Origin of the sequence: Rahnella sp. WP5, from assembly GCF_000745615.1 — a bacterium.
Taxonomy (GTDB): Bacteria; Pseudomonadota; Gammaproteobacteria; order Enterobacterales; family Enterobacteriaceae; genus Rahnella; species Rahnella aceris.
Map to the genome: position 1 here is coordinate 194283 of NZ_JQJR01000010.1, position 26556 is coordinate 220838.

Annotated in this window: 28 protein-coding genes, 1 pseudogene and 1 other annotated feature; of the genes and pseudogenes, 15 read left to right on the forward strand and 14 right to left on the reverse strand. The window is 52.3% G+C overall.

From position 1 onward, the window contains the following. Positions 1-20: 20 nt before the first annotated feature. The 6 genes from cobC to EX31_RS09950 form a co-directional block, all read right to left on the reverse strand. Positions 21-617, reverse strand: coding sequence for an alpha-ribazole phosphatase (gene cobC, locus EX31_RS09925; RefSeq protein WP_013575918.1), 597 nt, complete (start codon positions 615-617; stop codon positions 21-23). 16 nt (positions 618-633) lie between these two features. Then, positions 634-1386 carry an adenosylcobinamide-GDP ribazoletransferase gene (gene cobS, locus EX31_RS09930; protein WP_037034472.1) on the reverse strand — a complete coding sequence of 251 codons (753 nt, stop codon included), beginning with the start codon at positions 1384-1386 and terminating at the stop codon, positions 634-636. A 25-nt stretch (positions 1387-1411) separates the two neighbouring features. Further along, the gene (cobU, locus tag EX31_RS09935; RefSeq protein ID WP_013575920.1) at positions 1412-1966 is read right to left on the reverse strand and encodes a bifunctional adenosylcobinamide kinase/adenosylcobinamide-phosphate guanylyltransferase; all 555 of its coding nucleotides are present in this window, start codon (positions 1964-1966) and stop codon (positions 1412-1414) included. A gap of 148 nt (positions 1967-2114) precedes the next feature. After that, positions 2115-3035, reverse strand: coding sequence for a 23S rRNA pseudouridine(2605) synthase RluB (gene rluB / locus EX31_RS09940; RefSeq protein ID WP_223509797.1), 921 nt, complete (start codon positions 3033-3035; stop codon positions 2115-2117). Between the two features lie 597 nt (positions 3036-3632). Then, positions 3633-4253 (reverse strand): L-threonylcarbamoyladenylate synthase, encoded by a 621-nt coding sequence (locus EX31_RS09945; protein ID WP_013575922.1) that lies wholly within the window; start codon positions 4251-4253, stop codon positions 3633-3635. A gap of 34 nt (positions 4254-4287) precedes the next feature. Next, entirely contained in the window at positions 4288-5211 is a 924-nt protein-coding gene (locus tag EX31_RS09950) for an RNase RNM (RefSeq protein ID WP_037034473.1), read from the reverse strand. Positions 5212-5541: 330 nt separating this feature from the next. After that, positions 5542-5644: a sequence feature (Trp leader region), on the forward strand. A 57-nt stretch (positions 5645-5701) separates the two neighbouring features. Between EX31_RS09950 and EX31_RS09955 the strand changes: the two genes are divergently transcribed. The 6 genes and pseudogenes from EX31_RS09955 (at position 5702) to EX31_RS09985 (ending at position 12808) form a co-directional block, all read left to right on the forward strand. Then, a complete protein-coding gene (locus EX31_RS09955) occupies positions 5702-7264 on the forward strand; it encodes an anthranilate synthase component 1 (protein WP_037034474.1) in 1563 nt (520 codons plus the stop codon). 1 nt (position 7265) lies between these two features. Next, positions 7266-8869, forward strand: a pseudogene (gene trpD / locus EX31_RS26310) (bifunctional anthranilate synthase glutamate amidotransferase component TrpG/anthranilate phosphoribosyltransferase TrpD). A gap of 3 nt (positions 8870-8872) precedes the next feature. Then, entirely contained in the window at positions 8873-10237 is a 1365-nt protein-coding gene (gene trpCF / locus EX31_RS09970; RefSeq protein WP_037034476.1) for a bifunctional indole-3-glycerol-phosphate synthase TrpC/phosphoribosylanthranilate isomerase TrpF, read from the forward strand. Positions 10238-10281: 44 nt separating this feature from the next. Continuing rightward, positions 10282-11472, forward strand: coding sequence for a tryptophan synthase subunit beta (gene trpB / locus EX31_RS09975; RefSeq protein ID WP_037034478.1), 1191 nt, complete (start codon positions 10282-10284; stop codon positions 11470-11472). Then, positions 11472-12278 (forward strand): tryptophan synthase subunit alpha, encoded by an 807-nt coding sequence (gene trpA, locus EX31_RS09980; protein WP_013575929.1) that lies wholly within the window; start codon positions 11472-11474, stop codon positions 12276-12278. Before trpB ends, trpA begins: the two co-directional genes overlap by 1 nt. 215 nt (positions 12279-12493) lie before the next feature. Beyond that, positions 12494-12808: a BON domain-containing protein gene (locus EX31_RS09985; protein ID WP_013575930.1), complete on the forward strand. Its 315-nt coding sequence runs from the start codon at positions 12494-12496 to the stop codon at positions 12806-12808. Between the two features lie 71 nt (positions 12809-12879). On the opposite strand, the gene ompW is transcribed toward EX31_RS09985, so the two are convergent. Next, positions 12880-13512 carry an outer membrane protein OmpW gene (gene ompW, locus EX31_RS09990; protein WP_013575931.1) on the reverse strand — a complete coding sequence of 211 codons (633 nt, stop codon included), beginning with the start codon at positions 13510-13512 and terminating at the stop codon, positions 12880-12882. 291 nt (positions 13513-13803) lie between these two features. Between ompW and EX31_RS09995 the strand changes: the two genes are divergently transcribed. The 4 genes from EX31_RS09995 (at position 13804) to yciA (ending at position 16203) form a co-directional block, all read left to right on the forward strand. Continuing rightward, entirely contained in the window at positions 13804-14181 is a 378-nt protein-coding gene (locus EX31_RS09995) for a YkgJ family cysteine cluster protein (RefSeq protein ID WP_013575932.1), read from the forward strand. 113 nt (positions 14182-14294) lie between these two features. Continuing rightward, entirely contained in the window at positions 14295-15050 is a 756-nt protein-coding gene (locus EX31_RS10000; protein ID WP_013575933.1) for a YciC family protein, read from the forward strand. Between the two features lie 99 nt (positions 15051-15149). After that, positions 15150-15689 (forward strand): septation protein A, encoded by a 540-nt coding sequence (locus tag EX31_RS10005; RefSeq protein WP_013575934.1) that lies wholly within the window; start codon positions 15150-15152, stop codon positions 15687-15689. A 73-nt stretch (positions 15690-15762) separates the two neighbouring features. Further along, positions 15763-16203, forward strand: coding sequence for an acyl-CoA thioester hydrolase YciA (gene yciA, locus EX31_RS10010; protein WP_013575935.1), 441 nt, complete (start codon positions 15763-15765; stop codon positions 16201-16203). A gap of 101 nt (positions 16204-16304) precedes the next feature. Here the strand turns inward: yciA and EX31_RS10015 are convergent, their stop codons facing one another. After that, positions 16305-17036 carry an energy transducer TonB gene (locus tag EX31_RS10015; RefSeq protein WP_037034482.1) on the reverse strand — a complete coding sequence of 244 codons (732 nt, stop codon included), beginning with the start codon at positions 17034-17036 and terminating at the stop codon, positions 16305-16307. Between the two features lie 213 nt (positions 17037-17249). On the opposite strand from EX31_RS10015, the gene EX31_RS10020 reads away from it, so the two are divergent. From EX31_RS10020 to EX31_RS26165, 3 genes are all read left to right on the forward strand, one after another. Continuing rightward, positions 17250-17546 (forward strand): YciI family protein, encoded by a 297-nt coding sequence (locus tag EX31_RS10020; protein WP_037034485.1) that lies wholly within the window; start codon positions 17250-17252, stop codon positions 17544-17546. Between the two features lie 163 nt (positions 17547-17709). Then, complete coding sequence (locus EX31_RS10025) at positions 17710-18000, forward strand: TFIIB-type zinc ribbon-containing protein (protein ID WP_037034486.1); 291 nt, start codon at positions 17710-17712, stop codon at positions 17998-18000. Between the two features lie 116 nt (positions 18001-18116). Next, positions 18117-18278, forward strand: coding sequence for a YnfU family zinc-binding protein (locus tag EX31_RS26165; protein ID WP_013575939.1), 162 nt, complete (start codon positions 18117-18119; stop codon positions 18276-18278). On the opposite strand, the gene EX31_RS10030 is transcribed toward EX31_RS26165, so the two are convergent. Further along, the gene (locus EX31_RS10030; protein WP_037034487.1) at positions 18279-18461 is read right to left on the reverse strand and encodes a YciY family protein; all 183 of its coding nucleotides are present in this window, start codon (positions 18459-18461) and stop codon (positions 18279-18281) included. It lies immediately after the preceding gene. A 297-nt stretch (positions 18462-18758) separates the two neighbouring features. Here EX31_RS10030 and cls point away from each other — a divergent pair, with 297 nt between their 5' ends. Then, a complete protein-coding gene (gene cls / locus EX31_RS10035) occupies positions 18759-20219 on the forward strand; it encodes a cardiolipin synthase (RefSeq protein WP_013575940.1) in 1461 nt (486 codons plus the stop codon). Positions 20220-20299: 80 nt separating this feature from the next. Beyond that, positions 20300-20623: an HI1450 family dsDNA-mimic protein gene (locus EX31_RS10040; protein ID WP_013575941.1), complete on the forward strand. Its 324-nt coding sequence runs from the start codon at positions 20300-20302 to the stop codon at positions 20621-20623. A gap of 181 nt (positions 20624-20804) precedes the next feature. On the opposite strand, the gene oppF is transcribed toward EX31_RS10040, so the two are convergent. The 5 genes from oppF to oppA all read right to left on the reverse strand — a co-directional run bounded on the left by oppF (position 20805) and on the right by oppA (position 26548). After that, entirely contained in the window at positions 20805-21809 is a 1005-nt protein-coding gene (oppF, locus tag EX31_RS10045; protein ID WP_015690069.1) for a murein tripeptide/oligopeptide ABC transporter ATP binding protein OppF, read from the reverse strand. Between the two features lie 29 nt (positions 21810-21838). Next, a complete protein-coding gene (locus EX31_RS10050) occupies positions 21839-22864 on the reverse strand; it encodes an ABC transporter ATP-binding protein (RefSeq protein ID WP_037034493.1) in 1026 nt (341 codons plus the stop codon). A gap of 11 nt (positions 22865-22875) precedes the next feature. Further along, positions 22876-23784 carry an oligopeptide ABC transporter permease OppC gene (gene oppC, locus EX31_RS10055; RefSeq protein WP_013575944.1) on the reverse strand — a complete coding sequence of 303 codons (909 nt, stop codon included), beginning with the start codon at positions 23782-23784 and terminating at the stop codon, positions 22876-22878. 15 nt (positions 23785-23799) lie between these two features. Continuing rightward, a complete protein-coding gene (oppB, locus tag EX31_RS10060; protein WP_013575945.1) occupies positions 23800-24720 on the reverse strand; it encodes an oligopeptide ABC transporter permease OppB in 921 nt (306 codons plus the stop codon). 187 nt (positions 24721-24907) lie between these two features. Further along, a complete protein-coding gene (gene oppA, locus EX31_RS10065; protein ID WP_013575946.1) occupies positions 24908-26548 on the reverse strand; it encodes an oligopeptide ABC transporter substrate-binding protein OppA in 1641 nt (546 codons plus the stop codon). Between the last annotated feature and the right edge of the window lie 8 nt (positions 26549-26556).

Below are 26556 nucleotides of genomic sequence, written 5' to 3' on the forward strand. Positions count from 1 at the left end.
TGTCCTTACCAGTTTAAAAGTTAAATACCGCTGTCATTAAAACGCTGAATGACACAAGCGCCGGGGCTGAGATCAATTTCACACAGGCAGCCTTGCTTAAATGGAAAACGCCACATGTCAGCCGGTGCCAGTTTCAGCATCATCGCCAGCAGCAGGCTGAGTGAACCCTGATGCGCGACTATTGCCAGCCTGCTTTCCTGCGGACGCAAATGCAACTGCTGCAACGCCTGCCGGATACGCTGAGTGAAATCTGTAAATGACTCACCTTGCGGTACGTCGGCCTTTTGCCAGTCCTGACACCAGGCCTGATAGCCTTCTGCCTGCGAGGCTTCGAGTTCTTTGTGATGACGCATTTCCCACTCGCCAAACCCCATTTCCTGCAACAGCGGCTGAGTTTCCATTGCCAGTTCGCGCCCGTAAGCAATAATGCCCGCCGTATCGCGGCTGCGGCGCATATCCGTGTGAATCAGTGCATCAAGCGAAGTAGAAGCCAGCTGACGCGCCACATGCTGCGCCTGCCGCTCACCCTCGGCGGTCAGCGCAATGTCGCTGCTGCCGCAAAAAACGCCGTTAACGTTAGCCTGAGTTTGTCCGTGCCGTATCAGATACAGTTTCATAATTTTGTCCCTTTTCTCAGTGCCATAACAGGAAAAACAGAAAGACCAGTTCACTCAATTCGCATGCCGCGCCCAGCGTATCGCCGGTCTGGCCGCCAATGCGCGTGGCGACAAAACGCCGGAAACCGAGAACAAACAGCAACGTCACCAGTAATGCAAACAGGGAGAATAACCCGCCGATGAGCAGCACCAGCGTTGCCATCAACAGTAATGTGATACCAAAGCGCCCTTCGCTGATCTTACCAATAAACAAATTGCCCATTCCCGACTCGCGGGCATAAGCCTGACGGTACATCATCACCGCCATCATGCTCCGTCCGACAACCGGCGTGACGATAAGAAACGCCAGCACCGGCAATCCGTCGGCGTTCATCTGATAAACCAGTGCGGTTCGTAACAGAACAGCCACAATCAGCGCCAGCGCGCCGTTGGTGCCGATCCGGCTGTCGCGCATAATCTCGAGAATACGCTCCCGGCTGCGCACCGAAAATAAACCATCGCAACTGTCGGCCAGCCCGTCGAGATGTAAACCGCCGGTCAGCATAATATGTGCAATGACAACGGCAATCGCCGCCGGAAGCACACCGATATGCGGCATTAAAATCTGCCACACCAGCGCGGTCAGTAAACCGATAACCAGCCCGACCAGCGGAAAACAGACAATGCCGCGTGCATACTCTTTCAGTTCAATGCCATCGCACCAGCGATCCCTGACCGGGATGCGGGTGAGAAACTGCAATGTCGCGAGAAACAGCCGCCATAAAGCCATAATAAACACCCTGTTCTGAGTCGTTTTATTCCGATGTTTTCACCGGTACCGGAATGCCGGATACGATCAGGTACACATCATCCGCCGCGGCAGCCAGTTGCTGATTCACCCGCCCCGCAATATCACGAAAACGCCGCGCCAGCAGGTTATCCGGCACAATGCCCATCCCCACTTCGTTAGTGACAATAATCACTTCAGATTCAGGATGTTGCGCAGCTTCCATCAGTTTCGTGGTTTGCGCAAAAATATGCTGTTCTATTGCGTCAAAATCCATGTGTTCCGGCGGCGTTTCACCGGCCAGATCAAACAGAAGATTGGTAATCAACGTCGTGATGCACTCGATAATAATGGTCGGAAACTGCGCCTGATGCGCGAGTACGACATCCCCCAGATCACGATAGCTTTCAAACGTATGCCAGTGAGCCGGACGTTGTTGCTGGTGATAACGGATGCGATCCGCCATTTCGGCATCAGTAACTACCGAGGTGGCGATATACAGCACCTCGCCGCCACGTTTCTCTGCTATCTGCTCAGCAAAATGGCTTTTACCACTGCGGGCACCTCCGGTGATTAGCATCATAATCAGCTCCTTGCGTTGTATTACTGAAGAGTATTCATGAACAGGGTGGATGCAGAATAATGTTATGCCCTGAATTTTGAGCAAAAAAAAACCGCAGTCACTGACTGCGGTTTATGAGCATAGACGCAAGTGCCTCGCTTGTCAGCGATTAACCCCGTTTTGCCGGGCCGGTAGTGCGGCGCGTCGGTGCAACCTGAGTATGGCGCTTCACAGCACGACGGATCTGGTTGGCTTTTACGCGACGACGATCACGCTCAACCGGCAGTTTGCTGACAGTTTCTTCCGTCATGTCGACCAGTGTGCGCAGATAGTTGATGTCTGGCAGATCCAGCTCTTTATAGCCACCGCGAGGCAGGCCTTTAGGCAGATTCAGATCACCGTAACGCACGCGGATCAGACGGCTGACCTGTACGCCAACAGCTTCCCACAGACGACGAACTTCGCGGTTACGTCCTTCTGTCAGGGTCACGTTGTACCACTGGTTCAAACCTTCACCGCCCTGGAATTTGATCGAGCGGAACGCCGCAGGACCGTCTTCCAGCTGCACGCCACGGCTCAGTTGTTTAATTTTTTCATCATCAACCTGACCGAAAACACGTACGGCATATTCACGCTCAACTTCACGACTCGGGTGCATCAGGCGATTAGCCAGTTCACCGTCGGTGGTGAATAACAGCAGGCCTGACGTGTTAACGTCCAGACGACCTACGGCGATCCAGCGGGAACCGCGCATTTTTGGCAGACGGTCAAAGACGGTCGGACGGCCTTCCGGATCATTGCGTGTACACAACTCGCCTTCAGGCTTGTAGTACGCCAGTACGCGGCAAACGGTGTCCTGAGATTCCATCACTGACAGAACGTGTCCATCAAGACGAATTTTGGTACCGCCGGTGACTTCCACGCGGTCGCCCAGCGTAGAAATTTTACCGTCAACGCTGACGCGGCCAGCCTGGATCATCGCTTCAACTTCACGACGTGAACCATGACCTGCGCGGGCGAGGACTTTTTGCAGTTTTTCGCTTTGACCTTCGGTGCTGTCCAGTGCGTTCTTCGGCTTCTGGTATTTCACTTCTTCTTCGTCACCGTTTTCATCAAACAGTGCTTCAGCTTTAGGTTTGGTTCCGCGAGGTTTCAACGTTCGTGGCTTTTCACCGCGTGCATGTTCCGGACGACCCGGTTTGCCGCTGCGTGCTTTTTCTATACGTGAATTGTCGATACGGGATTCAGAACGCGAATCGCTGCGGCCTGCGTCAGAACGTGGTTTGTCTGAACGTGGCTTGTCGCTGCGCGGTTTGTCGCTGCGTGGTTTGTCAGTACGTGGCTTTTCGCCGCGCTTTTCAGCCCGCGACGGTTCCGGACGGCTTTTTGCTGCGCCGGAATTCCTGCCACTTTTTGGCTTGTCACCAGATGGACGTGACGCTTTGGATTTGTCGCTGGTGTGCTTCTGGGAATTATACTTCTCGCTCATTGAGCAGCCTCATTTGTCGCCTTCACAGGCGTCGGGGGGAGCCGGCAGCATGACCTGATTTGTCATCTGCCCGCAAAAATTCAGTTATTGCGTATCATTACAATGACTTAGAAAAAAGTCAGCCTGCCATTATACACATTTATATGCAATTTGTATCCTGCAAAAAACGTTGCAGTCCGGTTATTTTTCAAACAAGCCTCAGAGGAACGGTGTCGGATCGCCCGCGCCTTCACGCACCACTTCGGGCGCAGCCTCTGTCAGATCAACCACCGTGGTAGGCTGCTGACCAATAGACCCGCCGTCAATCACCAGATCCACCACCTTGCCCAAATGATCTTTGATATCTTCCGGATCGGATTCTGCAAAGTCATTGCCCGGCAGCATCAGCGTGGTCGACATCAGCGGCTCGCCCAGCGCCTCCAGCAAGGCAATCGCAATCGGATTGGACGGCACGCGCAGGCCGATCGTTTTACGTTTCTCGCTCATCAGACGGCGCGGCACTTCTTTGGTCGCTTTCAGGATGAACGTGTAATTGCCCGGCGTGTTGTTTTTCATCAGGCGGAAAGCTGCGTTATCCACATAGGCGTAAGTCGACAGCTCAGACAAATCACGGCACACCAGGGTGAAGTTATGGTTGCTGTCCAGCTGACGAATCCGGCAAATACGCTCCATGGCGTTTTTCTCTTCCAGACGGCAACCCAGTGCATAACCGGAATCTGTCGGATACACGATAACCTGGCCTTTGCGCAGCAATTCTACGGCCTGATTAATCAGGCGGGGCTGCGGGTTTTCCGGATGAATATAAAAATATTGACTCATTTTTCCCTCTTAATTCTTCTTCTGCGGTCGGGCTTCAGACCGGTTCAATTTCAGGCTGTTTCCCGGCGACCGGCCAGTGTTGCCATACCGGTTCTACGCCTGCGGGAAGCCAAAGTTTGCGCCCCAGCTCAATCCACGAACAAGGCTGATGGAAATCAGATCCCTGTGAGGCGAGCAACTGATAATCACGGGCGTAAGCCGCCAGTTGTGCACGCTCATTGGGTGCCTGCTGACATTGCGCGACTTCCATCGCGTCGCCACCCTGTTCAGCAAAGAACGCCAGTAAGCGTTTCAGCCATTTTGTGGACAGTTCATAACGTCCCGGATGGGCGACAACCGCCTGTCCGCCAGACTGATGAATTGCATCAATCGCTTGTTCTATTGTACACCACTGTGGCGGAACGTAGCCGGTCTTGCCCTTGGCGAGGTATTTTTTGAATACCTGCGCAATGTTGTCAGCCGCGCCGAATTCCACCAGATAACGGGCAAAATGTGCACGGGTGACGGCTCCGCCATCGGCCAGACGTAACGCACCTTCCCACGCGCCTTCGATGCGCGCTTTCGCCAGACGACGGCCCATTTCCTGCGCACGCTGCTGACGCAAATAGGCCTGCACTTTCAGTAATTCCACCATCGCCGGATGCCCCGGGTCGATGCCCAGCCCGACAATATGGATCTCATGATTTTCCCACAGCGTAGAAATCTCGACACCGTTTACCAGTTGCAGTGGCAGCTGATTGTCAGCAATCGCCCGCGCCGCCCGCGCCAGCCCTTCCGTGCTGTCGTGATCGGTGATCGCCAGCACGCCGACACGCATTTCTACTGCACGCGCCACCAGCGCTTCCGGTGTTAAATAGCCGTCAGATGCCGTGGTATGGCTGTGGAGATCGTAAAGGGTAAATGCGTTGCGGGTTATCTGGTCGTCTGCTGAAGGCGAAGTGTTTGTTGGTAAAGTCATCGTCACGTGGGGAATTAACCTGTTTCTGAATGCAGCACATATCATAACGCGTTAGTGCGTTGCACGTTAGGGATGATTTCACCCGGCCGTTACGCACTGTTACAGTGCTATAACAACAGTGTTTGCACAACGTCGCCGCACCAAAGGGGGAAATTGCGCTAAAAGAGGGTTGACTTTACATCCCTGAACTAGTTTACTAGTACGCAAGTTCACGGAATAACTCAGCAATGAACACCGTGACAAACCGATTCAGAAAGCTTACGTTTTAAAAACGATAGCTTCATAAACAAACAAGAGTGTCTGATGATGAAAACTTACATGATGGCGGTTCTCAGCTGGTGGCGTACTTCCCCTTGTCGGGCGGAGTAATCACGCATAGCTGTCATCAGACGCTGCAAGATTTCCGAAGCCCGCATAATGCGGGCTTTTTTGTGGCCGTCTAATTTGAAATCCGTTTAATACAAACGTTGAGAAAATTTCAGGAAGCAAAATGACTATTCAGAAACCACGTTTAGAATTGCTGACCGCAGAAGGATGTTACCGCGGCGACCCGACGGCCATTTTCCATCAGTTGTGCGGCGCCCGTCCGGCGACCCTGCTGCTGGAGTCCTCCGAAGTGACCAGCAAAGAAAACCTGAAGAGCCTGTTGATTGTCGACAGCGCCCTGCGCATCACGGCGCTGGGTTCCCGGGTTTCGATTCAGGCACTCACGCCAAACGGCGCGTCATTACTCTCACTGATTGACGCCGCGTTACCGGCTGAAATTCGTAACGACGTGCGTCCGAATGGCCGCGAGCTGAGTTTCCCGTCCATCGACCAGATGCAGGATGAAGACGCCCGCCTGCGTTCGCGTTCCGTGTTTGATGCGTTGCGCAGCATCCTGACCTCAGTTGAAGCGCCTGCCGATGAGCGCGAAGCGATGTTCCTCGGAGGCCTGTTTGCCTACGATCTGGTCGCCGGTTTTGAAGATTTACCGGCATTAGAGTCTGACCAGCGTTGCCCGGATTTCTGCTTCTATCTGGCAGAAACTCTGCTGGTACTCGACCATCAGAACCGTTCATGCCGTTTGCAGGCCAGCCTGTTTACGCCGTCGCCGGAAGAGAAACAGCGTCTGCAAGCCCGCCTTGAACAACTGCAGCACCAGTTACAGCTACCGCCGCACGCCATTCCGCACCAGAGCGTGCCGGAAATGCAACTGAGCGTAAATCAGAGCGATGAAGAGTTTGGTGCCGTGGTAGAGAAGATGAAAGTGGCGATCCGCGCCGGTGAAATTTTCCAGGTGGTGCCTTCACGCCGTTTCTCATTGCCGTGCCCTGCTCCGCTGGCCGCTTACGAAACGCTGAAAAATAACAACCCAAGCCCGTATATGTTCTTCATGCAGGATAACGATTTCACGTTGTTCGGCGCGTCGCCGGAAAGTGCGCTGAAATACGACGCGACAAACCGTCAGATTGAAATCTATCCGATTGCCGGTACACGCCCTCGCGGTCGCCGTGCTGACGGTTCACTGGATTTGGATCTCGACAGCCGTATCGAACTGGAAATGCGGACTGACCATAAAGAGCTGGCCGAACATCTGATGTTGGTGGATTTGGCGCGTAACGATCTGGCGCGTATCTGTGAGCCGGGCAGCCGTTACGTGGCGGACCTGACTAAAGTTGACCGCTATTCCTTCGTGATGCATCTGGTGTCCCGCGTGGTTGGCACGCTGCGTCATGACCTCGACGTACTGCACGCTTATCAGGCCGTGATGAACATGGGCACACTGACCGGCGCACCGAAAGTGCGCGCCATGCAGCTGATTTCTGCCTCCGAGCAAACCCGTCGCGGAAGCTACGGCGGCGCGGTGGGTTACTTCACCGCTCACGGTGATTTAGATACCTGCATCGTGATCCGCTCCGCCTATGTCGAAGACGGCATCGCCACCGTACAGGCTGGCGGCGGTGTGGTGCTCGATTCCGTTCCGCAAGCCGAAGCCGACGAAACCCGTAATAAAGCCCGTGCAGTGCTGCGTGCCATCGCCACCGCCCATAATGCGAAAGAGGTATTTTAAGATGGCCGATATCTTACTCATCGATAACGTCGATTCCTTTACATACAACCTCGTCGATCAGTTGCGCTCGAGCGGACATAACGTGGTGATTTATCGCAATCAGATCCCGGCTGACGTGATTATCGAAAAACTCAGCCAGCTGGAAAAACCGGTGCTGGTGCTTTCTCCGGGACCGGGTACGCCGTCCGAAGCCGGTTGCATGCCTGAGCTGCTCAAACGCCTGCGCGGTCAGTTGCCGATTATCGGTATCTGCCTCGGTCATCAGGCAATTGTGGAAACCTACGGCGGTTTCGTCGGCCAGGCCGGTGAAATCCTGCACGGCAAAGCCTCTTCTATTACGCATGACAACGAAGCGATGTTTGCCGGTATGAACAATCCGCTGCCGGTGGCGCGTTATCACTCGCTGGTCGGCAGCCAGATCCCTGAAGGACTGACCGTCAACGCCCGCTACGGCGATATGGTGATGGCAGTACGTCACGAAGAAGATCGCGTCTGCGGTTTCCAGTTCCATCCGGAATCCATTTTAACTTCACAGGGCGCCCGTCTGCTTGAGCAGACACTGGCCTGGGCTTTGGCGTAAGGAGAACTGTCATGCAAACGCAAACTATTCCCGGCATTCTCGACAATCTGTTCCGCGCTCAGACAATGACGCAGGAAGAAAGCCAGCAGCTATTTACCGCCATCGTGAATGGCGAACTGGAACCGGCGCAACTGGCCGGTGCATTAATCAGCATGAAAGTGCGCGGTGAGCAACCGGCTGAAATCGCCGGCGCCGCCAAAGCATTGCTGGCACACGCCGAGCCGTTCCCGCGTCCTGACTATCCGTTTGCGGACATTGTCGGCACCGGCGGCGACGGCACCAACAGCATCAATATTTCCACCGCCAGCGCCTTTGTGGCGGCGGCGTGTGGGGCACGGGTGGCAAAACACGGCAACCGCAGCGTGTCCAGCCGTTCGGGCTCATCGGATTTACTGGCTGCTTTTGGCATCCGTCTGGATATGCCTGCGGAAGAATCCCGGGCCGCGCTTGATGATCTGGGTGTGTGTTTCCTGTTCGCGCCGCAATACCACACCGGTTTCCGCCATGCGATGCCGGTGCGTAAATCGCTGAAAACCCGCACGCTGTTTAACGTGCTGGGGCCGCTGATCAACCCGGCACGTCCTCCGCTGGCACTGATTGGCGTGTACAGCCCCGAACTGGTGCAGCCGATTGCAGAAACATTGCGGGCACTGGGTTATGAGCGTGCGGCGGTGGTTCACGGCGGCGGCATGGATGAAGTGGCGATCCACGCGGCAACGCAGGTTGCGGAGCTGAAAGACGGTCAAATAACCAGTTATGAACTGACGCCACAGGACTTCGGTATGGATAATTATCCGATAGAATCCCTGCTGGGTGGCGAGCCGGAAGAAAACCGTGACATTCTGGCACGCTTATTACAAGGTAAAGGAGATCCGGCCCATGAAGCCGCAGTGGCCGTTAATGTGGCGATGTTACTGCGTCTGTTCGGTCAGGAAGATTTAAAGCAAAATGCACAACAGGCTTTGGCCGTCATGCGCAGCGGTGAACCCTACCAGCGTGTGGTGGCATTGGCAGCAAGAGGATAAGTGATGCAGCAGGAAACCGTGCTCCACAAAATTGTTCGCGATAAAGAAATTTGGGTCGCGGCACGTAAAGATCAGCAACCGCTGGCCAGCTTTCAGAACGACATAACTCAGAGCCAGCGCAGTTTCTACCATGCCCTGCAAGGGGCAAGAACGGCCTTTATTCTGGAGTGCAAACAAGCGTCTCCGTCGAAAGGCAAGATCCGCGATAACTTTGATCCGGTAGAAATCGCCAGCGTTTATAAAGACTACGCTTCCGCCATCTCCGTATTAACGGACGAAAAATACTTCCAGGGCAGTTTTGATTTTCTGCCGCTGGTGAGCAAAACCGTCACACAGCCTGTGCTGTGCAAAGATTTTATTATCGACCCGTATCAGATCCATCTGGCCCGTTTCTATCAGGCTGATGCGATTTTGCTGATGCTGTCAGTGCTCGATGACGATCAGTACGTTCAGCTCGCCGCAGTTGCTCACAGCCTTAACATGGGCGTGCTGACGGAGGCCAGTAATGAAGAAGAGCTGGATCGCGCCGTTAAACTGAAAGCCAAAGTGGTTGGCATCAATAACCGCGATCTGCGCGATTTGTCTATCGACCTGAACCGCACCCGTGAGCTGGCACCGCGCGTACCGCATGGCGTCACGGTCATCAGTGAATCGGGTATTAATACTTACGGACAAATCCGTGAACTGAGCCGCTTCGCCAATGGCTTCCTGATTGGCAGTGCGCTGATGTCGGAACAAGACCTGAGCAGTGCCGTTCGTCGCGTGCTGCTCGGTGAAAACAAGGTCTGTGGCCTGACCCGCGCTCAGGATGCCAAAGCCGCGCACGAAGCTGGCGCTATTTATGGCGGACTGATTTTCGTCGACACCTCACCGCGCTTTGTGACCCACACGCTGGCGAAAGAAGTACAAAACGGCGCACCGCTGAAGTATGTCGGCGTGTTCCGCGATGAAGAAATCACCACAGTGGCCCAGACGGCTCAGACATTAAACCTGGCCGCCGTGCAGCTTCATGGCGACGAAGATCAGGTTTATATCGATGCCCTGCGCACAGCCTTGCCGCAAACGGTTCAGATCTGGAAAGCGCTGAGCGTCAAAGAAACATTGCCGGCGCGCGACCTGAATCACGTGGATCGTTACGTCCTGGACAACGGCAAAGGGGGCACGGGTCACCGGTTCGACTGGAGCAAACTGGCCGGTCAGGATTTGAGCAATACCTTACTCGCTGGTGGACTGAGCGCAGATAACTGCGTCGAAGCCGCACAACTCGGTTGCGCAGGCCTGGATTTCAACTCCGGTGTTGAAAGCGAGCCGGGCATCAAAGATGCCGGGAAAATTAATGCCGTATTCCAGACATTGCGGGCATATTAAGCCGCACGCAATGACGCAAAAATTGACAGACAGGACGCGATAACATGACTTTACTTAATCCCTACTTTGGCGAATTTGGCGGCCAGTATGTCCCGCAAATTCTGATGCCTGCGCTGGCTCAGCTGGAAGAAGCTTTTGTCAGCGCACAGCGCGACCCTGAGTTTCAGGCCGAATTCATTGATTTACTGAAAAACTACGCAGGCCGCCCGACCGCGCTGACACTGTGTAAAAACCTGACCGCAGGCACCAAAACCAAGCTGTACCTTAAGCGTGAAGATTTGCTGCACGGCGGCGCGCACAAAACTAACCAGGTGTTGGGTCAGGCATTACTGGCCAAACGCATGGGCAAAACTGAAATCATCGCCGAAACCGGCGCGGGTCAGCACGGCGTGGCATCGGCACTGGCCTGTGCGCTGCTCGGCCTGAAATGCCGCATTTATATGGGCGCAAAAGACATTGAGCGTCAGTCGCCAAACGTGTTCCGTATGCGTCTGATGGGGGCTGAAGTGATTCCGGTACATAGCGGTTCTTCCACGCTGAAAGATGCCTGTAATGAGGCGCTGCGTGACTGGTCTGGCAGCTATGAAAAAGCCCACTACATGCTGGGCACGGCAGCAGGCCCGCATCCGTATCCGACCATCGTGCGTGAATTCCAGCGTATGATCGGCGAAGAAACCAAAGTGCAGATGCAGGAACGCGAAGGCTGCCTGCCGGATGCGGTGATTGCCTGCGTCGGCGGCGGCTCCAATGCGATCGGTATGTTTGCGGATTTCATCGACGATACCAGCGTGAAGCTGATTGGCGTTGAACCGGGTGGTCTGGGCATTGAAACCGGACAACACGGCGCGCCGCTCAAACACGGTCACGTCGGTATTTACTTCGGCATGAAAGCACCGATGATGCAGACCTCTGAAGGTCAGATTGAAGAATCCTACTCGATTTCAGCCGGTCTGGATTTCCCGTCCGTCGGCCCGCAACACGCGTTCCTCAACAGTATTGGTCGTGCAGAATATGTGTCGATTACCGATGATGAAGCGCTGGATGCCTTTAAAGAATTGTCCCGCCATGAAGGGATTATTCCTGCACTGGAATCCTCTCATGCGCTGGCTTACGCGCTGAAACTGATCAAGGAAACACCAGAGAAAGAACAAATCCTGGTCGTGAATTTGTCAGGTCGCGGCGACAAAGACATTTTCACCGTACACGACATCCTGACTGCCCGGGGAGAGATTTAATGGAACGTTATCAGCAATTATTCAAGCGTCTGGAAAGCAAAAAAGAAGGCGCATTTGTTCCTTTTGTCACGCTGGGCGATCCGGGCGTTGAGCTGTCACTGTCCATCATCGATACGCTGATTGAAGCCGGTGCCGACGCACTGGAACTGGGTGTGCCGTTCTCCGATCCTCTGGCCGATGGCCCGACCATTCAGAATGCAAACCTGCGTGCTTTTGCTGCGGGTGTGACGCCAACGCAATGCTTCAACATGCTGGCCCGTATTCGCGAAAAGCATCCGGATATTCCGATTGGCCTGCTGATGTATGCCAACCTGGTGTTCCACAATGGTATTGAAACCTTCTATCAGCGTTGCGCTGAAGTGGGCGTCGATTCGGTGCTGGTTGCCGATGTGCCGTTTGAAGAATCTGCGCCATTCCGTGCGGCCGCGTTACGCCACGGCATCGCTCCTATCTTCATCTGTCCGCCAAATGCCTCTGACGATTTGCTGCGTGAGATTTCGTCTCATGGCCGCGGATACACTTACTTGCTGTCACGTGCAGGCGTGACAGGCACTGAAAAACGCGCGCTGACGCCGCTGAATCACTTGGTTGATAAGTTACGTGAATACAATGCCGCGCCACCCTTGCAGGGCTTTGGTATTTCCGAACCTTCACAGGTGAAAGAAACGCTGGCCGCAGGCGCAGCCGGTGCTATTTCCGGTTCAGCGACGGTGCGTATCATCGAAAACAATCAGCATCAGCCTTCTGAAATGCTGGCTCAGCTTTCCCGCTTTGTCAGTGAAATGAAGGCCGCGACCCGCGCTTAACCCTCTCTCAGACAGAACCTCAGTCATACAGTGACTAAGGTTCTGTTTCTTTTAATTTCTTACTTTTTTTTACCCCGCTTAATTTGTATTACCCATTTCAATAATCCAAACTAAAATTACTCTGCAGATCAATGATACTGTATGAGAGAGATATCATCTGCTCAGCTAACATGTTGTTTCTTTTGGTTTTATAACAAATCATGGAGTGTTATTTTATGAAGCTATTCAAAACATTGTCCGCATTCTGCATGGCAGCGGTTGTGGTCCTGGCTGTTGCCGCTTGTGCGCCGACCAAAAAATCAGAAGGAACCGGTGGTTACATCGATGACACTGTCGTCACCACAAAAGTAAAATCTGCCCTGCTGGCAGATAAGAGCATTAAATCCACTGAGATCAGTGTCGAGACCTTTAAAGGCCGCGTACAGTTGAGTGGTTTTGTGACGTCAACAGCAGATGCAAACCGTGCAGTTGAAGTGACTCGCGGCGTAGCCGGTGTGCGTTCAATTGAGAATGATATGCGACTGAAATAATCAGGAATGTAGCAAACTGAAAATCTAAGAGGCGCCGAAGCGCCTCTTTTTTTGGACCGTCTTTCCGGAAATCAGAAACGATAGCCGGCGCCAAACATAAAGACCCATGGGTCGATCCGGGTGTTGATGTTTTGCTGCTCACCACCAGCTTTGAATTTGACTTCCGTATCAATATCCATCCACCAGACAGACATGTTAATTAACCAGTTATCGTCCAGGTTGTAATCCAGACCAGCCTGCGTTGCCACACCCCAGGAATCTTTGACGCTTAAATCAGACAGCCCGGCATCACGCCCGGTCTGGTTGAAATCCGCGTCATAAAATGTGGTGTAGTTGATACCTACGCCGAGGTACGGACGCAATTTGTCCTGACGGTCACCAAAGTAATATTGCGCCATCAGAGACGGCGGTAATTGTTTCACTTCTGCGATAGTCCCGGTACTTTGCAGACCGACTTTGTGCTGGAACGGTGTGGCTGCCAGCAACTCCATCCCGATATTGTCAGTGAACATGTAACCGAGGGTTAATCCCATCTGCGTGTTGTTATTGATATTAAATGAACCCAGACCCAGCACGTTGTCCGAGCCTTCTGTCGGACGAACCGTGGCTGTCCCTACGCGAAAAATCACATCCCCTGCCTGATGTGCGCTCGAGACTGCCGGAAATGCCGCTGCTGCCACTAATGCCCAATATGCTGCTTTCATTGTCCCTTCCCTTTGTGTGGATTAGTTATCAACCGCGCGAATGATACCTACTCTTTGGTATGGTTTGATCAATGCGGGATCACATCTTTAAAACAAAAAGTAAGAAAATGCATCTTCCGCAAAGCGATCTAAATCTATAAAAACAAAGGAATTGATCTGCATCAAAAATGAGGAGATTTTGTTGTTTTGTTAACAGGTGATATTTCAGTTGCTAAAAAAAATGGTGCTGCGTAATTTGCATACTCATAGTTAGTTTTGGTTTGGTGCCGTAAGGAGTCGGTAACTTCCAAGATGGGCGAAATTAACAATCCTTGTATGACCTGTGGCGCATGCTGCGCTTATTTCCGCGTTTCATTTTATTGGGCTGAATCTGAAGAGGCTGGCGGCTGTGTTCCGCAGGCACTGACAGAGCAAGTCACCCCTTTTCTGAGTTGCATGCAAGGCACGAACAGTAAAACGCCGCGCTGTGTTGCTCTGGAGGGTGAAGTGGGACATGCGGTTTCCTGTTCTGTTTATCTCAACCGTCCAACACCGTGCCGCGAATTCGATCAGTCAGGGTTGAATGGCATCGGCAATGCCGCCTGCGATCGTGCCCGTGCGAAGTATGGCCTGCCCCCTCTGGATGTAAATTTACCGACGATTGATCTCAGCCACCTCAGTTGCGTTTAAGCAGAGATTGATCGACGGGTCTGACAGGAAATCAGCGCAAAACTATCGGCGGAGGGTATTTAAAGGGTACAATCCCCGCCTTATTGATTTTTGCTTTTTGCCAAGGAGCGTCCATGTCTATCACGGCCAGTACGTTGTACCGTGACAGTTATAATTTTATGCGTAATCAGATGAGTAGCGTTTTGGCGCTCTCGGTTCTGGCCGCATTAATCACCGTCATATTAAGCTGGGTTTTAAGTCCTTCATCTGAGCAGGTCGAGGCCATCGGGCAACTGATGAGTAACATGACCGGCATGAGCGTCGGCGATATGATGGGATATATTGAGCAGCAGATTACTCCGGAGCAGCAAAGCGCGATTTTCCGTTACAGCCTGGCCGCTCTGCTGTCAACGCTCGCCGGAAACGTTATTCTGGTCGGCGGCGTTCTGACGTTGATCCAACTGATTTCTCAGGGCGTTCGCGCCAGTATTACGCAAATTTTGAGTGCGTCATTGCCGGTGTTGCCACGTCTGGCCATTTTGCTGTTTATTTACAGCATCATGTTCCGTATCGGTCTGGCGCTGCTGTTTGTTCCGGCATTCCTGATTGCGATTGCCTGGTCAATGTCACCGGTTATTTCCTGTAAAGAGAATGCCGGCGTGTTCAAAGCAATGCGCCTGAGCACCCGCCTGGCCTTCAGCAATGTGCGTCTGGTCGCCCCGGCCGTGATGCTGTGGATTGTGGCGCAGGTGGTGCTGATGCTGTTTGTTGGCGTACTGAGTGCGCTGAATCCGATGATTGGTGCAGTGATCCTCGGCGCAGTGAGCAACCTGATCAGCGCCTTTATGCTGATTTATCTGTTCCGTCTTTACATGAAATTACATGCATAATATAGACATAACTTTTTCAGGGGCGCTCCGGCGCCCTTTTCTTTTGTCCGCGAAATGATTCCGGTATAGTCATCCCATACATAAAACATGGAATGAAGTATGAAGCAGCTCCTCGATTTTCTTCCCCTGATTGTCTTTTTTGTGGTTTATAAGCTTTACGATATTTTTGTCGCATCAGGCGCGTTAATTGCGGCCACCGCGTTAGCGTTAGTGATTACCTGGATTCTGTATCGCAAAATCGAGAAGATGACGTTAATCACCTTCGCGATGGTCGCTGTTTTCGGCACCCTGACACTGGTTTTCCATAATGACGAATTCATTAAATGGAAAGTGACAGTTATTTATATGCTGTTCTCCGGTGCATTACTGATCAGCCAGCTGGTTCTGAAAAAGCCGTTAATCCAGCGTATGTTGGGTAAAGAGCTGACATTGCCGGATCACGTATGGAATAAACTGAACGTCAGCTGGGCCATCTTTTTCCTGCTGTGCGGACTGGCCAATATCTATGTGGCCTTTTGGTTACCGCAGAATATCTGGGTTAACTTCAAGGTATTTGGCCTGACCGCACTGACGCTGGTATTCACCCTGTTGAGTGGCGTCTATATTTACCGGCATATGCCGGATGACGAAAAAAAATAAGCATCCTTCTGCACGGGCCTTTCTTTGAAAGGCCTTACTTTTTCAAATTGTTGAACTGTGTGAAGCCTATCGTATGAACGAAAAACATAGCTTACCCAATGGTGAAATGGTGTTGCGTACGCTGGCGATGCCAGCTGACACCAATGCGAATGGCGACATCTTTGGCGGATGGCTGATGTCGCAGATGGATATGGGCGGGGCGATTCAGGCGAAAGAAATCGCCAAAGGTCGCGTAGTGACCGTACGCGTTGACGGCATGACGTTTCTTAAACCCGTGGCTGTCGGGGATGTGGTGTGCTGCTACGCACGCTGTATTCGTACCGGTAATAGCTCGATCACCATCAACGTGGAAGTGTGGGTGAAGAAAGTCTCTTCTGAGCCCATCGGACAGCGTTACAGGGCCACTGAAGCGGTGTTTACGTATGTTGCTGTAGATGATGAAGGGAAATCGCGCCAGCTGCCTGATGGTCGCAGTAATTTCAGCGTCGATTCCGACGGTGTCTCTCAGGACTAAATCGGTTCTGTATGATGGGAAGTAAAAGACTGGAAGTAAAAAGGTCGCCTTCATGGCGACCTTTTTTTGCGTTGAAATCACTGGTGATGACCTGTCCTGGCTTATTCGACAGCAGAACCGCCTTTAATCCTGAACACCAGGTTCACCACGAGATTGCTGGCAGCCTTCGGTTCATAGCGCCATTTGCTCATCGCCTGTTTCACTTCCCGCTCAAACATATTGCGCGGCTCAGCTGACAGAACACGTACGTTTTGCACACGACCATCGCTGTCCACATCAAACTGTACACGAACCCGCCCTTCGATACGTAAGGCCAGTGCTCGCGCCGGATAAGCAGGTTCGCCACGCTGCAGCGGCCGCGGACCGGTATTGCTCTGCGCATTGGTAGACGCCGGAGGCTGACTCACAGGTTTAGTGACCGGCTGGTTGCTGGTTACGGGGGCAGTTTGTACCGTTTGCGTCGGTTTTTCGACGGGACGTTCAACGGGTTTCACCTTCGGTTTAACGACCGGCTTTTTCACCGGTTTTGGCTTAGGTTTTGGAGGCTCCGGAATCACAACGGCTTCAGGCGGCGGCGGTGGCTCCGGCACGACTTCCGGTTCCGGCTCAGGTGCTGGCGGTGTCGGTTCAGGTTGTGGCGGCGGCGGAGGGGGTGCAAAGTCGGCCGGATTGACCATCGTTACACTCATCACCTTCTGATCCTGACTTGGCAATTTGATTGACTCGCCCACCGTCATATACAACACGCCCGCAATGACTGCGACATGTAAACTAACAGCAAGCAAAACCGGCACCGTCACCTTGCGGATAAATCTAAACTTTTTTAGCGGCATAATGATTCATTTTCCCCGTGAAGCCGCAAGTTTAAATGTAAATAGCAATCATATTCAACACCGAGATGACAACTATTCTCAAATAACCCTTGTTTTGATCCTACGCAAAGCGCTTTCCCCGGACTTCAGGTTTAGCTATGTTAATTCTGTAAAATAGTCAGGCAGCCTCTGGCTGCCAAAAAACGCTCACTAAAACCCCATTAAAGGTGACTCATGCTTTACGTTATTTATTCTGAAGATGTTTCCGACTCGCTGGAGAAACGCGCTGCTGCCCGCCCTGCTCACATCGAACGCCTGAAAAAATTGCATGAACAAGGCCGCGTACTGATTGCAGGTCCAACCCCGTCCATTGACAGCGAAGATCCGGGCGCCGCTGGCATGACCGGATCCGTGCTGATTGTCGAATTCGAAACACTGGAAGATGCCAGAGTATGGGCAGATGCCGATCCGTACGTTAAAGCTGGCGTGTATAAAGCCGTGACTGTCAAACCGTTCAAACGCGTATTCTGATGTTTTATGGGCAGTTTTTCGGGCTGCCCGCTGTTCCCTGTGCCTTCCCGCCTTCTCTTTAATCAACTTTACTTTTGCTTACGTCAGTTGATTGTCTAAATATTCGGTTACTCAAACAGTTACCTGCGTCTTTTTTCTTTAACAGTCGAGCGGAGAACCTGATATGCAATGTCCGGTATGCAAAGAAAGTCAGTTAGTGATGTCCGAACGTCAGGGCATTGAAATCGATTATTGTCCTGACTGTCGCGGAGTATGGCTGGATCGCGGTGAGCTGGATAAAATCATCGAGAAATCTGCCACATTACAGGCCGCAGAACGCCCTGCAACTGCACGCTATGAGGAACGTGACCGTCGAGACGATCACCGGCCGCAAGGCAATTATGACAACCGCGGCCATTACTCGTCCCAAAAGCCCTATAAAAAGAAGAGCTTCCTTTCAGAGCTTTTCGACTGATTTCACCCCTCACGCGCCATGACATCACACCTCATGGCGTGATTCCCCGAATGCCGTCACATTGCATTCATCTCTTCTGTGTTAGAATGCTTACCCCTACCCATGAGGTAAGCATTATGTCATTCTTCGACGGACTGAAGTTTCTAACCAGCACGACCACGAAGGTCACCTGCCCGGAATGCGGTTATGTTTCAGAACAGATGAGCTCGAAAGTGCGCAAAAACGCCACGCTGGTCTGCAAAAAATGTGGCGCGCTTTTTCAGCCTAAATCCCGTTAATCAGGAATTCCATTCATAGTTCACGGCATACAATGAAAGGCGCTGGTGCTGCTGATGATGGATTTGACGAATACGGTAAATATGGCGGTAGCGTCTTGACTGCCCTTCCAGCCAGCGGCTTCTCCGGCGCTGGGTCTGGCGTAACATCCGCCACCGGCCGACTTCATTTCTACTGTGTTTCATTCACTTGTGTCCCGTAATGCCCGTGGCTGGTTCTTTAACGAAAGCGCTTCTTTTACAGAAAGTGTCTTGAGCGGAAAAACTGCGGGACATTATAGGCCGATGACGTTGTGATCCAAGTCTTGTTTTCCCCCTTCCTCCACGTTATCAGCTAACCTTGATGTCAGGGCGATGACTCTTTTATTAATCGGATACAGATTACAGAGGTAGCTGATTGATTAGCAGGATAAAGTTAGTTAAAAGGTTTCCCCTTTCACGTACACTCATGCCGATGGCTTGCGAACAGGACTTTTCGCCTTTATGACAACATTTTATACGGTAATCAGCGGTCTTCTGGTTTTCGGTTACTGGTTACTGATTGCCGGTGTCACCCTGCGCATTCTGATGAAGCGCCGGGCAGTTCCGTCCGCAATGGCATGGCTGCTGATCATCTACATCATTCCGCTGGTCGGTATTATTGCCTATCTGTCGTTTGGGGAACTGCACTTAGGCAAACGCCGTGCGGAACGGGCAAAAGCCATGTGGCCCTCCACCGCCCGCTGGCTCAATGATCTCAAAGACTGTAAGCGTATTTTTGCCACTGAGAACAGTGAAATTGCCGCCTCACTTTTCCAGCTTTGCGAGCGCCGTCAGGGCATTGCCGGTGTAAAAGGCAATCAGCTGCAACTGCTGACCACCAGCGATGACGTGCTGCACGCGATGATGCGTGATATCGGACTGGCACGCAGTAACATCGAAATGGTGTTTTATATCTGGCAACCGGGCGGTCTGGTTGACCAGGTCGCAGAATCCCTGATGGCGGCCTCTCGCCGTGGCATTCATTGCCGTCTGATGCTGGATTCCGCTGGCAGCGTAGCCTTTTTCCGCAGCCCTTACCCGGCCATGATGCGCAACGCGGGTATCGAAGTCGTTGAAGCGTTGCAGGTGAATCTGTTCCGTGTGTTCCTGCGCCGGATGGATCTGCGTCAGCACCGTAAAGTCGTACTGATCGACAACTATGTCGCCTATACCGGCAGCATGAATATGGTCGATCCGCGTTTCTTCAAACAGGATGCCGGCGTCGGTCAGTGGGTGGACTTGATGGCGCGCATGGAAGGCCCTGTCGCCACCACAATGGGTATCGTGTATTCCTGCGACTGGGAGATTGAAACCGGCAAACGGATTTTACCGCCGGAACCGGATCTCAACCAGATGCCGTTCGAGCAGGAAAGCGGCCATACCATTCAGGTGATCGCTTCCGGCCCAGGCTTCCCTGAAGATATGATTCATCAGGCTCTGCTGACTGCGACCTATTCTGCACGCGAACAACTGGTGATGACGACACCGTATCTTGTGCCAAGCGACGATCTGCTGCATGCCATTTGTACAGCGGCGCAGCGCGGAGTGGATGTCAGTATCATTCTACCGATGAAGAACGATTCGATGATGGTGAACTGGGCAAGTAAGGCGTTCTTTGGCGAATTGCTGGAAGCCGGTGTCAAAATTTACCAGTTCGAAGACGGCCTGCTGCATACCAAAAGTATTCTGGTCGACGGCCAGCTCAGTCTGGTCGGCACGGTGAATCTGGATATGCGCAGTCTGTGGCTCAATTTTGAGATAACACTGGTCATTGATGACGCCGGATTTGGCGATGATTTGGGCCGCGTGCAGGAAGATTATATTGCCCGCTCGCATTTGCTGGATGTGGAAGCCTGGCTTAAACGTCCTTTCTGGCACCGTATCGTCGAACGATTGTTCTACTTTTTCAGTCCGCTGCTGTAAAAGCCACGTCGGGCATGATGTAATACACACAGTACCGGCCTGAACCAGCCTGAATACACTCATCTGTAAACGAGAATGATATGGACCTGAATAATCGCCTGACCGAAGACGAAACGCTTGAACAAGCCTACGACATCTTTCTGGAACTGGCCGGAGATAACCTTGATCCGGCAGACATCCTGATCTTCAATCTGCAATTTGAAGAACGTGGCGGCGCTGAATTATATGACCCGGCTGAAGACTGGGTTGAGCACGTGGATTTCGACTTAAATCCGGACTTCTTTGCTGAAGTGGTGATTGGCCTGGCTGACGCTGAAGACCAGCCTATCAATGATATTTTCGCCCGTGTTCTGCTGTGTCGCGAGAAAGATCACAAGCTCTGCCATATCCTCTGGAAAGAATAATCTTCTCCGTCGTCCTTCAGACTGGCTCTGTGTTGGCTGCTTTCATTCAATTGCCGCCTTGATCCAATCTGAATGACTTAGCAGAACGATACGTAAAGAAAACGAAGACGAAGACGAAGACGAAGACGAAAAAAACCTGCCATTGGCAGGTTTTTTTATGCTTTCCGTCTGAGAATATTTATCAGAGCGGATCGACTTTCAGACAAGATACCGCGTGGCGGAAGCTGCCTTCCAGCAACGGACGGGTTATCGCACATTCTGGTCCGGCGATCGGGCAGCGGGTACGGAACACGCAACCTGACGGCGGATTAATTGGCGAAGGTAACTCCCCTTCCAGCAACTGAATGACTTTGTTGCGCTCTTTGTCCGGATCAGGAACCGGCACCGCAGACATCAGGGCACGGGTATACGGATGCTGAGGATTGTTGTACACCTCATCATAAGTCCCCAGCTCGACGGCATGACCAAGATACATCACCAGAACACGGTCAGAGATGTGCTTTACCACCGCCAGATCGTGCGCGATGAAAATCAGCGACAAGCCCATTTCACGCTGCAACTGCTGAAGCAGGTTAACCACCTGCGCCTGGATGGACACATCCAGTGCAGAGACTGGCTCATCACAGATAATCAGTTTCGGTTCCAGGATGAGTGCGCGCGCGATGCCAATACGCTGACACTGACCACCGGAGAATTCGTGCGGGTAACGGTTAATCAGGTTAGGCAGCAGCCCGACCTTTAACATCATTGCCTTCACTTTTTCCTTCACCTCAAGACGAGGCATCTTCGGATTATAGGTTTTCAGCGGCTCGGCAATGATTTCACCGATGGTCATACGCGGGTTCAGGGACGCCAGCGGATCCTGGAAAATCATCTGGATATCACTGCGCGTGTGGCGCCACTCGCTGTCCGACATATTCAGCAGATCTTTGCCCAGCCATGCGACACGACCGTCAGTGGCTTTCACCAACCCGATCAGCGCACGGGCAAAGGTCGATTTACCACAACCGGATTCCCCCACTACGCCCAGCGTTTCCCCTTCATAAAGACGCAGGGTCACGCCGTCGACGGCTTTCAGGGTTTTCGAGGGCTGCCAGAACCATTGTTTACCGTCTTTGATGTCGAAATGGACTTTCAGATCAGCCACTTCGAGCAGAACTTTTTTCTCTGGCGCGTGGGTGTTCATTGCCGCACTGTTCATGATTGTGTTGTCTGTCATACCAGCTCCTCCAGCGGCTTATAGCATGCACGCAAACGGCCATCCCCGAAACGCTCCAGCGGCGGTGCCGAGGAGCAGATATCCATCGCATGCGGACAGCGCGGCTGGAACGGACAACCTTTTGGCAGGCGCAGCAAGTTTGGCGGGTTGCCCGGAATAGTCATCATCGCGCCACCTTCGGCATCAAGACGAGGAACCGCATTGAGCAGGCCGATGGAATAAGGATGACAAGGTTCATAAAACACATCGCGTGCACGGCCATATTCCATGGTTCGCCCGGCGTACATCACCAGCACTTTGTCGCAGATACCGGCCACCACGCCAAGGTCATGCGTAATCATAATGATTGCTGTGTTGAACTCTGATTTCAGTTCATTCAGTAATGTCATGATTTGCGCCTGAACGGTCACGTCCAGCGCCGTGGTCGGCTCATCGGCAATCAGCAATTTAGGGCGGCACAACAACGCCATTGCAATCATCACACGCTGGCGCATACCACCGGAGAATTCATGTGGGAACATTTTCATACGCTTGCGGGCTTCCGGCATTTTCACCGCGTCCAGCATGCGTACGGATTCTTCAAACGCTTCGCGCTTACTCATTTTTTTATGCAGGATCAGGACTTCCATCAACTGTTCACCAACGCGCATGTACGGGTTGAGAGAGGTCATCGGATCCTGGAAGATCATCGAAATCTGTTCTGCGCGCAGCTTATTGAGCTGTTGTTGTGGCAGATTGAGGATTTCGCGGCCATTAAATTTCGCCGAACCGCCGATGCGGCCATTACTGGCCAGTAACCCCATCAGGGCAAAGGCGGTCTGTGATTTACCAGAACCGGATTCGCCCACAATGCCCAGCGTTTCGCCAGCACGCAGATCGAAATTCAGATCGTTCACTGCGGTAACGTCACCGTCCGGAGTCTCGAACGTGACGCGCAGATCCTGAACATCAAGTAAGATTGGCGGGACTTTGCCGTCAACCGCGGCGGGGGCTGCAAATGTGGAATGTTCAATGGTGCTCATGATTGCACTCCTTAACGATCTTTCGGGTCGAGGGCATCACGCAAGCCATCGCCGATAAAATTGAAACAAAACAGAGTTACAACCAGGAAGCCTGCCGGGAACAGCAGTAACCAAGGTGAAACTTCCATCGAGTTGGCGCCATCGCTTAACAACGCGCCCCAACTGCTCAGTGGTTCCTGTGTACCCAATCCCAGGAAGCTCAGGAAGGATTCAAACAAAATCATGCTCGGCACCAGCAGCGATGCGTAGACCACGACAACGCCCAGCACATTGGGAACAATGTGACGCAGGACAATATTGCGCGTGCTCACACCACTCACCAGCGCCGCTTCGATGAATTCTTTACGCTTGAGGCTGAGAGTCTGTCCACGCACGATACGCGCCATGTCCAGCCAGGACACCATCCCGATCGCCACGAATATCAGCAGGATGTTTTGCCCGAAGAAGGTCACCAGCAGAATAACGAAGAACATGAACGGGAAGGAGTTGAGAATTTCCAGCAGACGCATCATTGCGGAGTCAATTTTACCGCCCAGATAACCGGACAACGACCCGTAAAGCGTACCGAGAATAACGGCCACTAACGCTGCCGCTACACCGACCATCAGGGAAATACGTCCGCCGATCGCCACACGTACCAGCAAATCACGGCCTGAAGAGTCAGTGCCGAAATAGTGGTGAGAAGCAAAATCAGGTGCCGCTGACATCATATTCCAGTCGGTATCATCGTAGGAAAACTGGGATAACATCGGCGCAAACGCCACGAATAGCGCGATAAATGCCAGCACGATCAGGCTGGTGACCGCCGCACGGTTGTGCATAAAACGACGTCGTGCATCCTGCCACAGACTGCGGCCTTCAACTTCGAGTTTTTCGCTGAAGTTTTCCACGACGTCGCTATTTTTCTTACTTAACATCATTGACGTACTCCGGCATTAATAACGGATTTTCGGGTCGATGACGGCATAAAGCACGTCGACGATCGCATTGAATAATATGGTCAATGCGCCCACTAAAATGGTCAGGCTCAAGACCAGTGAGTAGTCACGGTTTAATGCACCGTTAACAAACAGCTGGCCAATGCCCGGCAATCCGAAAATGCTCTCGATGACCATCGAACCGGTGATGATCCCAACGAAGGCCGGTCCCATGTATGACAATACCGGCAGCAGTGCAGGTTTAAGCGCGTGGCGCAAAATGATGCGACGCAGCGGCAACCCTTTGGCGCGAGCTGTACGGATGAAGTTGGAATGCAGAATTTCGATCATTGAACCGCGGGTGATACGCGCAATACTGGCGATATAAGCCAGTGACAGTGCCACCATCGGCAGGATCATATATTTGGCACCACCGCCATTCCAGCCGCCGCCAGGCAACCATTTAAGCGTGATGGCAAATATCAGCACCAGTAACGGCGCAACCACGAAACTGGGTATGACCACCCCCGTCATCGCAACGCCCATCACCGTGTAATCCCATTTCGTGTTCTGGTTGAGTGCTGCGATAACGCCCGCACTGACTCCAAACACAATCGCCATGATAAATGCCGCCAGACCCAGTTTCGCTGAAACCGGGAAAGAAGCCGCAACCAGATCATTAACGGTGTAGTCCTTATATTTGAACGACGGGCCAAAATCGCCTTTCGCCAGTTGTTCTAAATAATGGAAATATTGCTTATACATTGGGTCATTGAGGTGATATTTCGCCTCAATGTTCGCCATCACTTCTGGCGGAAGATTACGCTCACCCGTAAAAGGGCTGCCAGGTGCAAGACGCATCATAAAAAACGAAATGGTGATCAGAATGAATAGCGTCGGAATCGCTTCCAGACAGCGGCGTAAAATAAACTTTAACATTGCCCGTACCTGTTTCTAAGCCTGTCACTACAGCTTGATAGTTTTGGCTTGGTCACGGCGACTATCGGGTGATGGCCGCCGTGGTGGCTCTTTGCTTCAGCACCGAAAACCGGCACTAAAAACATTACCTTCATCAATAAAGAAGGAGCAAGGCAGCTCGGGGATGCCTTGCTCTGACACTGATTAATTAGTGTTTGATGATGTATAAGTCTTTAACGTAGACGTTGTCCTGTGGATCTTTACCGGTGTAACCACCAACGTATGGTTTCACCAGACGCGCGTTCACGTAGTAATAGACAGGCACAATCGCAGAATCTTTATCGAGCTGGGTTTCAGCTTTCTGATACAGCGCTGCGCGTTCTTCGTCAGTTTTCGCGGTCAGCGTGTCCGCGATGTCTTTATCAAACGCAGGGCTCTTATAGTGAGCCGTGTTGTTGCTGCTGTCAGACAGCATGGTGTTCAGGAAGGAAGAAGGTTCGTTGTAATCGGAGCACCAGCCAGCACGGGCGATATCGAAGTTGCCCTGATGACGGCTGTCCAGGAAGGTTTTCCACTCCTGGTTAACGAGTTTCACGTCAACACCCAGATTTTTCTTCCAGATAGCGGCAGCGGCGATAGCCAGTTTTTTGTGCAGATCAGACGTGTTGTACAGCAGGTCGAAAGTCAGTGGTTTAGCTGGGGTATAACCCGCTTCCGCCAGCAGTTTTTTAGCCTGCTCGTTACGCTGTTCCTGAGTCTCTTTGAACCAGGCCGGAGGCGTCAGTTTTGCACCATCAGTGTAAGGAGGGGTATAGCCATAAGCTGGCAAATCGCCCTGCGCTTTTACTTTGTTCACGATGATGTCGCGATCCAGGCCCAGTTTCAGCGCTTCACGAACGCGTGAATCAGTGAATGGTGCTTTCTGGTTATTGATTTCGTAGTAATAAGTGCACAGGTACGGGTCAACGTGGACTTCGGTCGGGATTTCTTTTTTCAGTTTCTGGAACAGTTCGATCGGCATGTTGTTATAAGTCATGTCGATTTCGCCGCTACGGTAGCGGTTAACGTCAGTCACTTCAGAGGAGATTGGCAGGTAAGTGACCTGATTAATAACGGTTTTTGCGTTATCCCAGTAAGTCGGGCTACGCTCCAGAACAATGCGTTCGTTAACGGTCCAGGTTTTCAGTTTGTATGCACCGTTGCTCACGTAGTTTTCTGGCTGAGTCCATTTGTCGCCAAATTTCTCAACAACACTTTTGTTTACCGGCTTCATCGCGGTGTGAGACAGCATTTTGACGAAATAGGGAACAGGTTCGGTCAGAGTGACTTGCAGGGTATGGTCGTCAAGCGCTTTCACACCCAGAGTATCAGGGCTTTTCTTACCGCTGATGATGTCGTCAATGTTTTCGATATGACCGTATTGCAGATAGCTTTCATACGGAGATGCAGTTTTCGGATCCGCCAGACGCTGCCAGCTATAGACAAAATCTTCGGCTGTTACAGGGTCGCCGTTAGACCATTTAGCCTCCGGGCGCAGGTGGAAGGTCCAGACTTTAAAATCTTTGTTTTCCCAACTGGTGGCTACACCAGGAATGACGCTGCCGTCTTTGCTATCGGTATTTACCAGGCCTTCCAGCAAATCACGGATAACGTTAGATTCCGGCACGCCTTCGACTTTATGCGGGTCGAGAGACTGAACTTCAGAACCGTTGTTGCGCACCAGCTCTTGTTTGGCGGCCAGAGTCACGCCTGCTGGCACGTTGGCTGCGAATGCATTATTGATTGAAACAGATCCTACTGCAGCCAGAATGCAGGCAGCGAGCAGATTTTTTTTTGTGATGTTGGTCATTTTTATTC

Excerpts from the sequence above, each read along its gene's own strand:
- cobS (WP_037034472.1), bottom strand. The coding sequence starts at position 1,386 with ATGGCTTTATGGCGGCTGTTTCTCGCGACATTGCAGTTTCTCACCCGC.
- oppB (WP_013575945.1), bottom strand. The coding sequence starts at position 24,720 with ATGTTAAAGTTTATTTTACGCCGCTGTCTGGAAGCGATTCCGACGCTA.
- EX31_RS10000 (WP_013575933.1), top strand. The coding sequence starts at position 14,295 with ATGTCTATCACGGCCAGTACGTTGTACCGTGACAGTTATAATTTTATG.
- oppC (WP_013575944.1), bottom strand. The coding sequence starts at position 23,784 with ATGATGTTAAGTAAGAAAAATAGCGACGTCGTGGAAAACTTCAGCGAA.
- ompW (WP_013575931.1), bottom strand. The coding sequence starts at position 13,512 with ATGAAAGCAGCATATTGGGCATTAGTGGCAGCAGCGGCATTTCCGGCA.
- cobC (WP_013575918.1), bottom strand. The coding sequence starts at position 617 with ATGAAACTGTATCTGATACGGCACGGACAAACTCAGGCTAACGTTAAC.
- EX31_RS10020 (WP_037034485.1), top strand. The coding sequence starts at position 17,250 with ATGCTTTACGTTATTTATTCTGAAGATGTTTCCGACTCGCTGGAGAAA.
- oppF (WP_015690069.1), bottom strand. The coding sequence starts at position 21,809 with ATGAACACCCACGCGCCAGAGAAAAAAGTTCTGCTCGAAGTGGCTGAT.
- cls (WP_013575940.1), top strand. The coding sequence starts at position 18,759 with ATGACAACATTTTATACGGTAATCAGCGGTCTTCTGGTTTTCGGTTAC.
- EX31_RS10015 (WP_037034482.1), bottom strand. The coding sequence starts at position 17,036 with ATGCCGCTAAAAAAGTTTAGATTTATCCGCAAGGTGACGGTGCCGGTT.
- trpB (WP_037034478.1), top strand. The coding sequence starts at position 10,282 with ATGACTTTACTTAATCCCTACTTTGGCGAATTTGGCGGCCAGTATGTC.
- EX31_RS09985 (WP_013575930.1), top strand. The coding sequence starts at position 12,494 with ATGAAGCTATTCAAAACATTGTCCGCATTCTGCATGGCAGCGGTTGTG.
- EX31_RS10005 (WP_013575934.1), top strand. The coding sequence starts at position 15,150 with ATGAAGCAGCTCCTCGATTTTCTTCCCCTGATTGTCTTTTTTGTGGTT.
- EX31_RS26165 (WP_013575939.1), top strand. The coding sequence starts at position 18,117 with ATGTCATTCTTCGACGGACTGAAGTTTCTAACCAGCACGACCACGAAG.
- oppA (WP_013575946.1), bottom strand. The coding sequence starts at position 26,548 with ATGACCAACATCACAAAAAAAAATCTGCTCGCTGCCTGCATTCTGGCT.
- EX31_RS09945 (WP_013575922.1), bottom strand. The coding sequence starts at position 4,253 with ATGAGTCAATATTTTTATATTCATCCGGAAAACCCGCAGCCCCGCCTG.
- EX31_RS10040 (WP_013575941.1), top strand. The coding sequence starts at position 20,300 with ATGGACCTGAATAATCGCCTGACCGAAGACGAAACGCTTGAACAAGCC.
- yciA (WP_013575935.1), top strand. The coding sequence starts at position 15,763 with ATGAACGAAAAACATAGCTTACCCAATGGTGAAATGGTGTTGCGTACG.
- EX31_RS09950 (WP_037034473.1), bottom strand. The coding sequence starts at position 5,211 with ATGACTTTACCAACAAACACTTCGCCTTCAGCAGACGACCAGATAACC.
- EX31_RS09955 (WP_037034474.1), top strand. The coding sequence starts at position 5,702 with ATGACTATTCAGAAACCACGTTTAGAATTGCTGACCGCAGAAGGATGT.
- EX31_RS10050 (WP_037034493.1), bottom strand. The coding sequence starts at position 22,864 with ATGAGCACCATTGAACATTCCACATTTGCAGCCCCCGCCGCGGTTGAC.
- trpCF (WP_037034476.1), top strand. The coding sequence starts at position 8,873 with ATGCAGCAGGAAACCGTGCTCCACAAAATTGTTCGCGATAAAGAAATT.
- EX31_RS10025 (WP_037034486.1), top strand. The coding sequence starts at position 17,710 with ATGCAATGTCCGGTATGCAAAGAAAGTCAGTTAGTGATGTCCGAACGT.
- cobU (WP_013575920.1), bottom strand. The coding sequence starts at position 1,966 with ATGATGCTAATCACCGGAGGTGCCCGCAGTGGTAAAAGCCATTTTGCT.
- EX31_RS10030 (WP_037034487.1), bottom strand. The coding sequence starts at position 18,461 with ATGAAACACAGTAGAAATGAAGTCGGCCGGTGGCGGATGTTACGCCAG.
- trpA (WP_013575929.1), top strand. The coding sequence starts at position 11,472 with ATGGAACGTTATCAGCAATTATTCAAGCGTCTGGAAAGCAAAAAAGAA.
- EX31_RS09995 (WP_013575932.1), top strand. The coding sequence starts at position 13,804 with ATGGGCGAAATTAACAATCCTTGTATGACCTGTGGCGCATGCTGCGCT.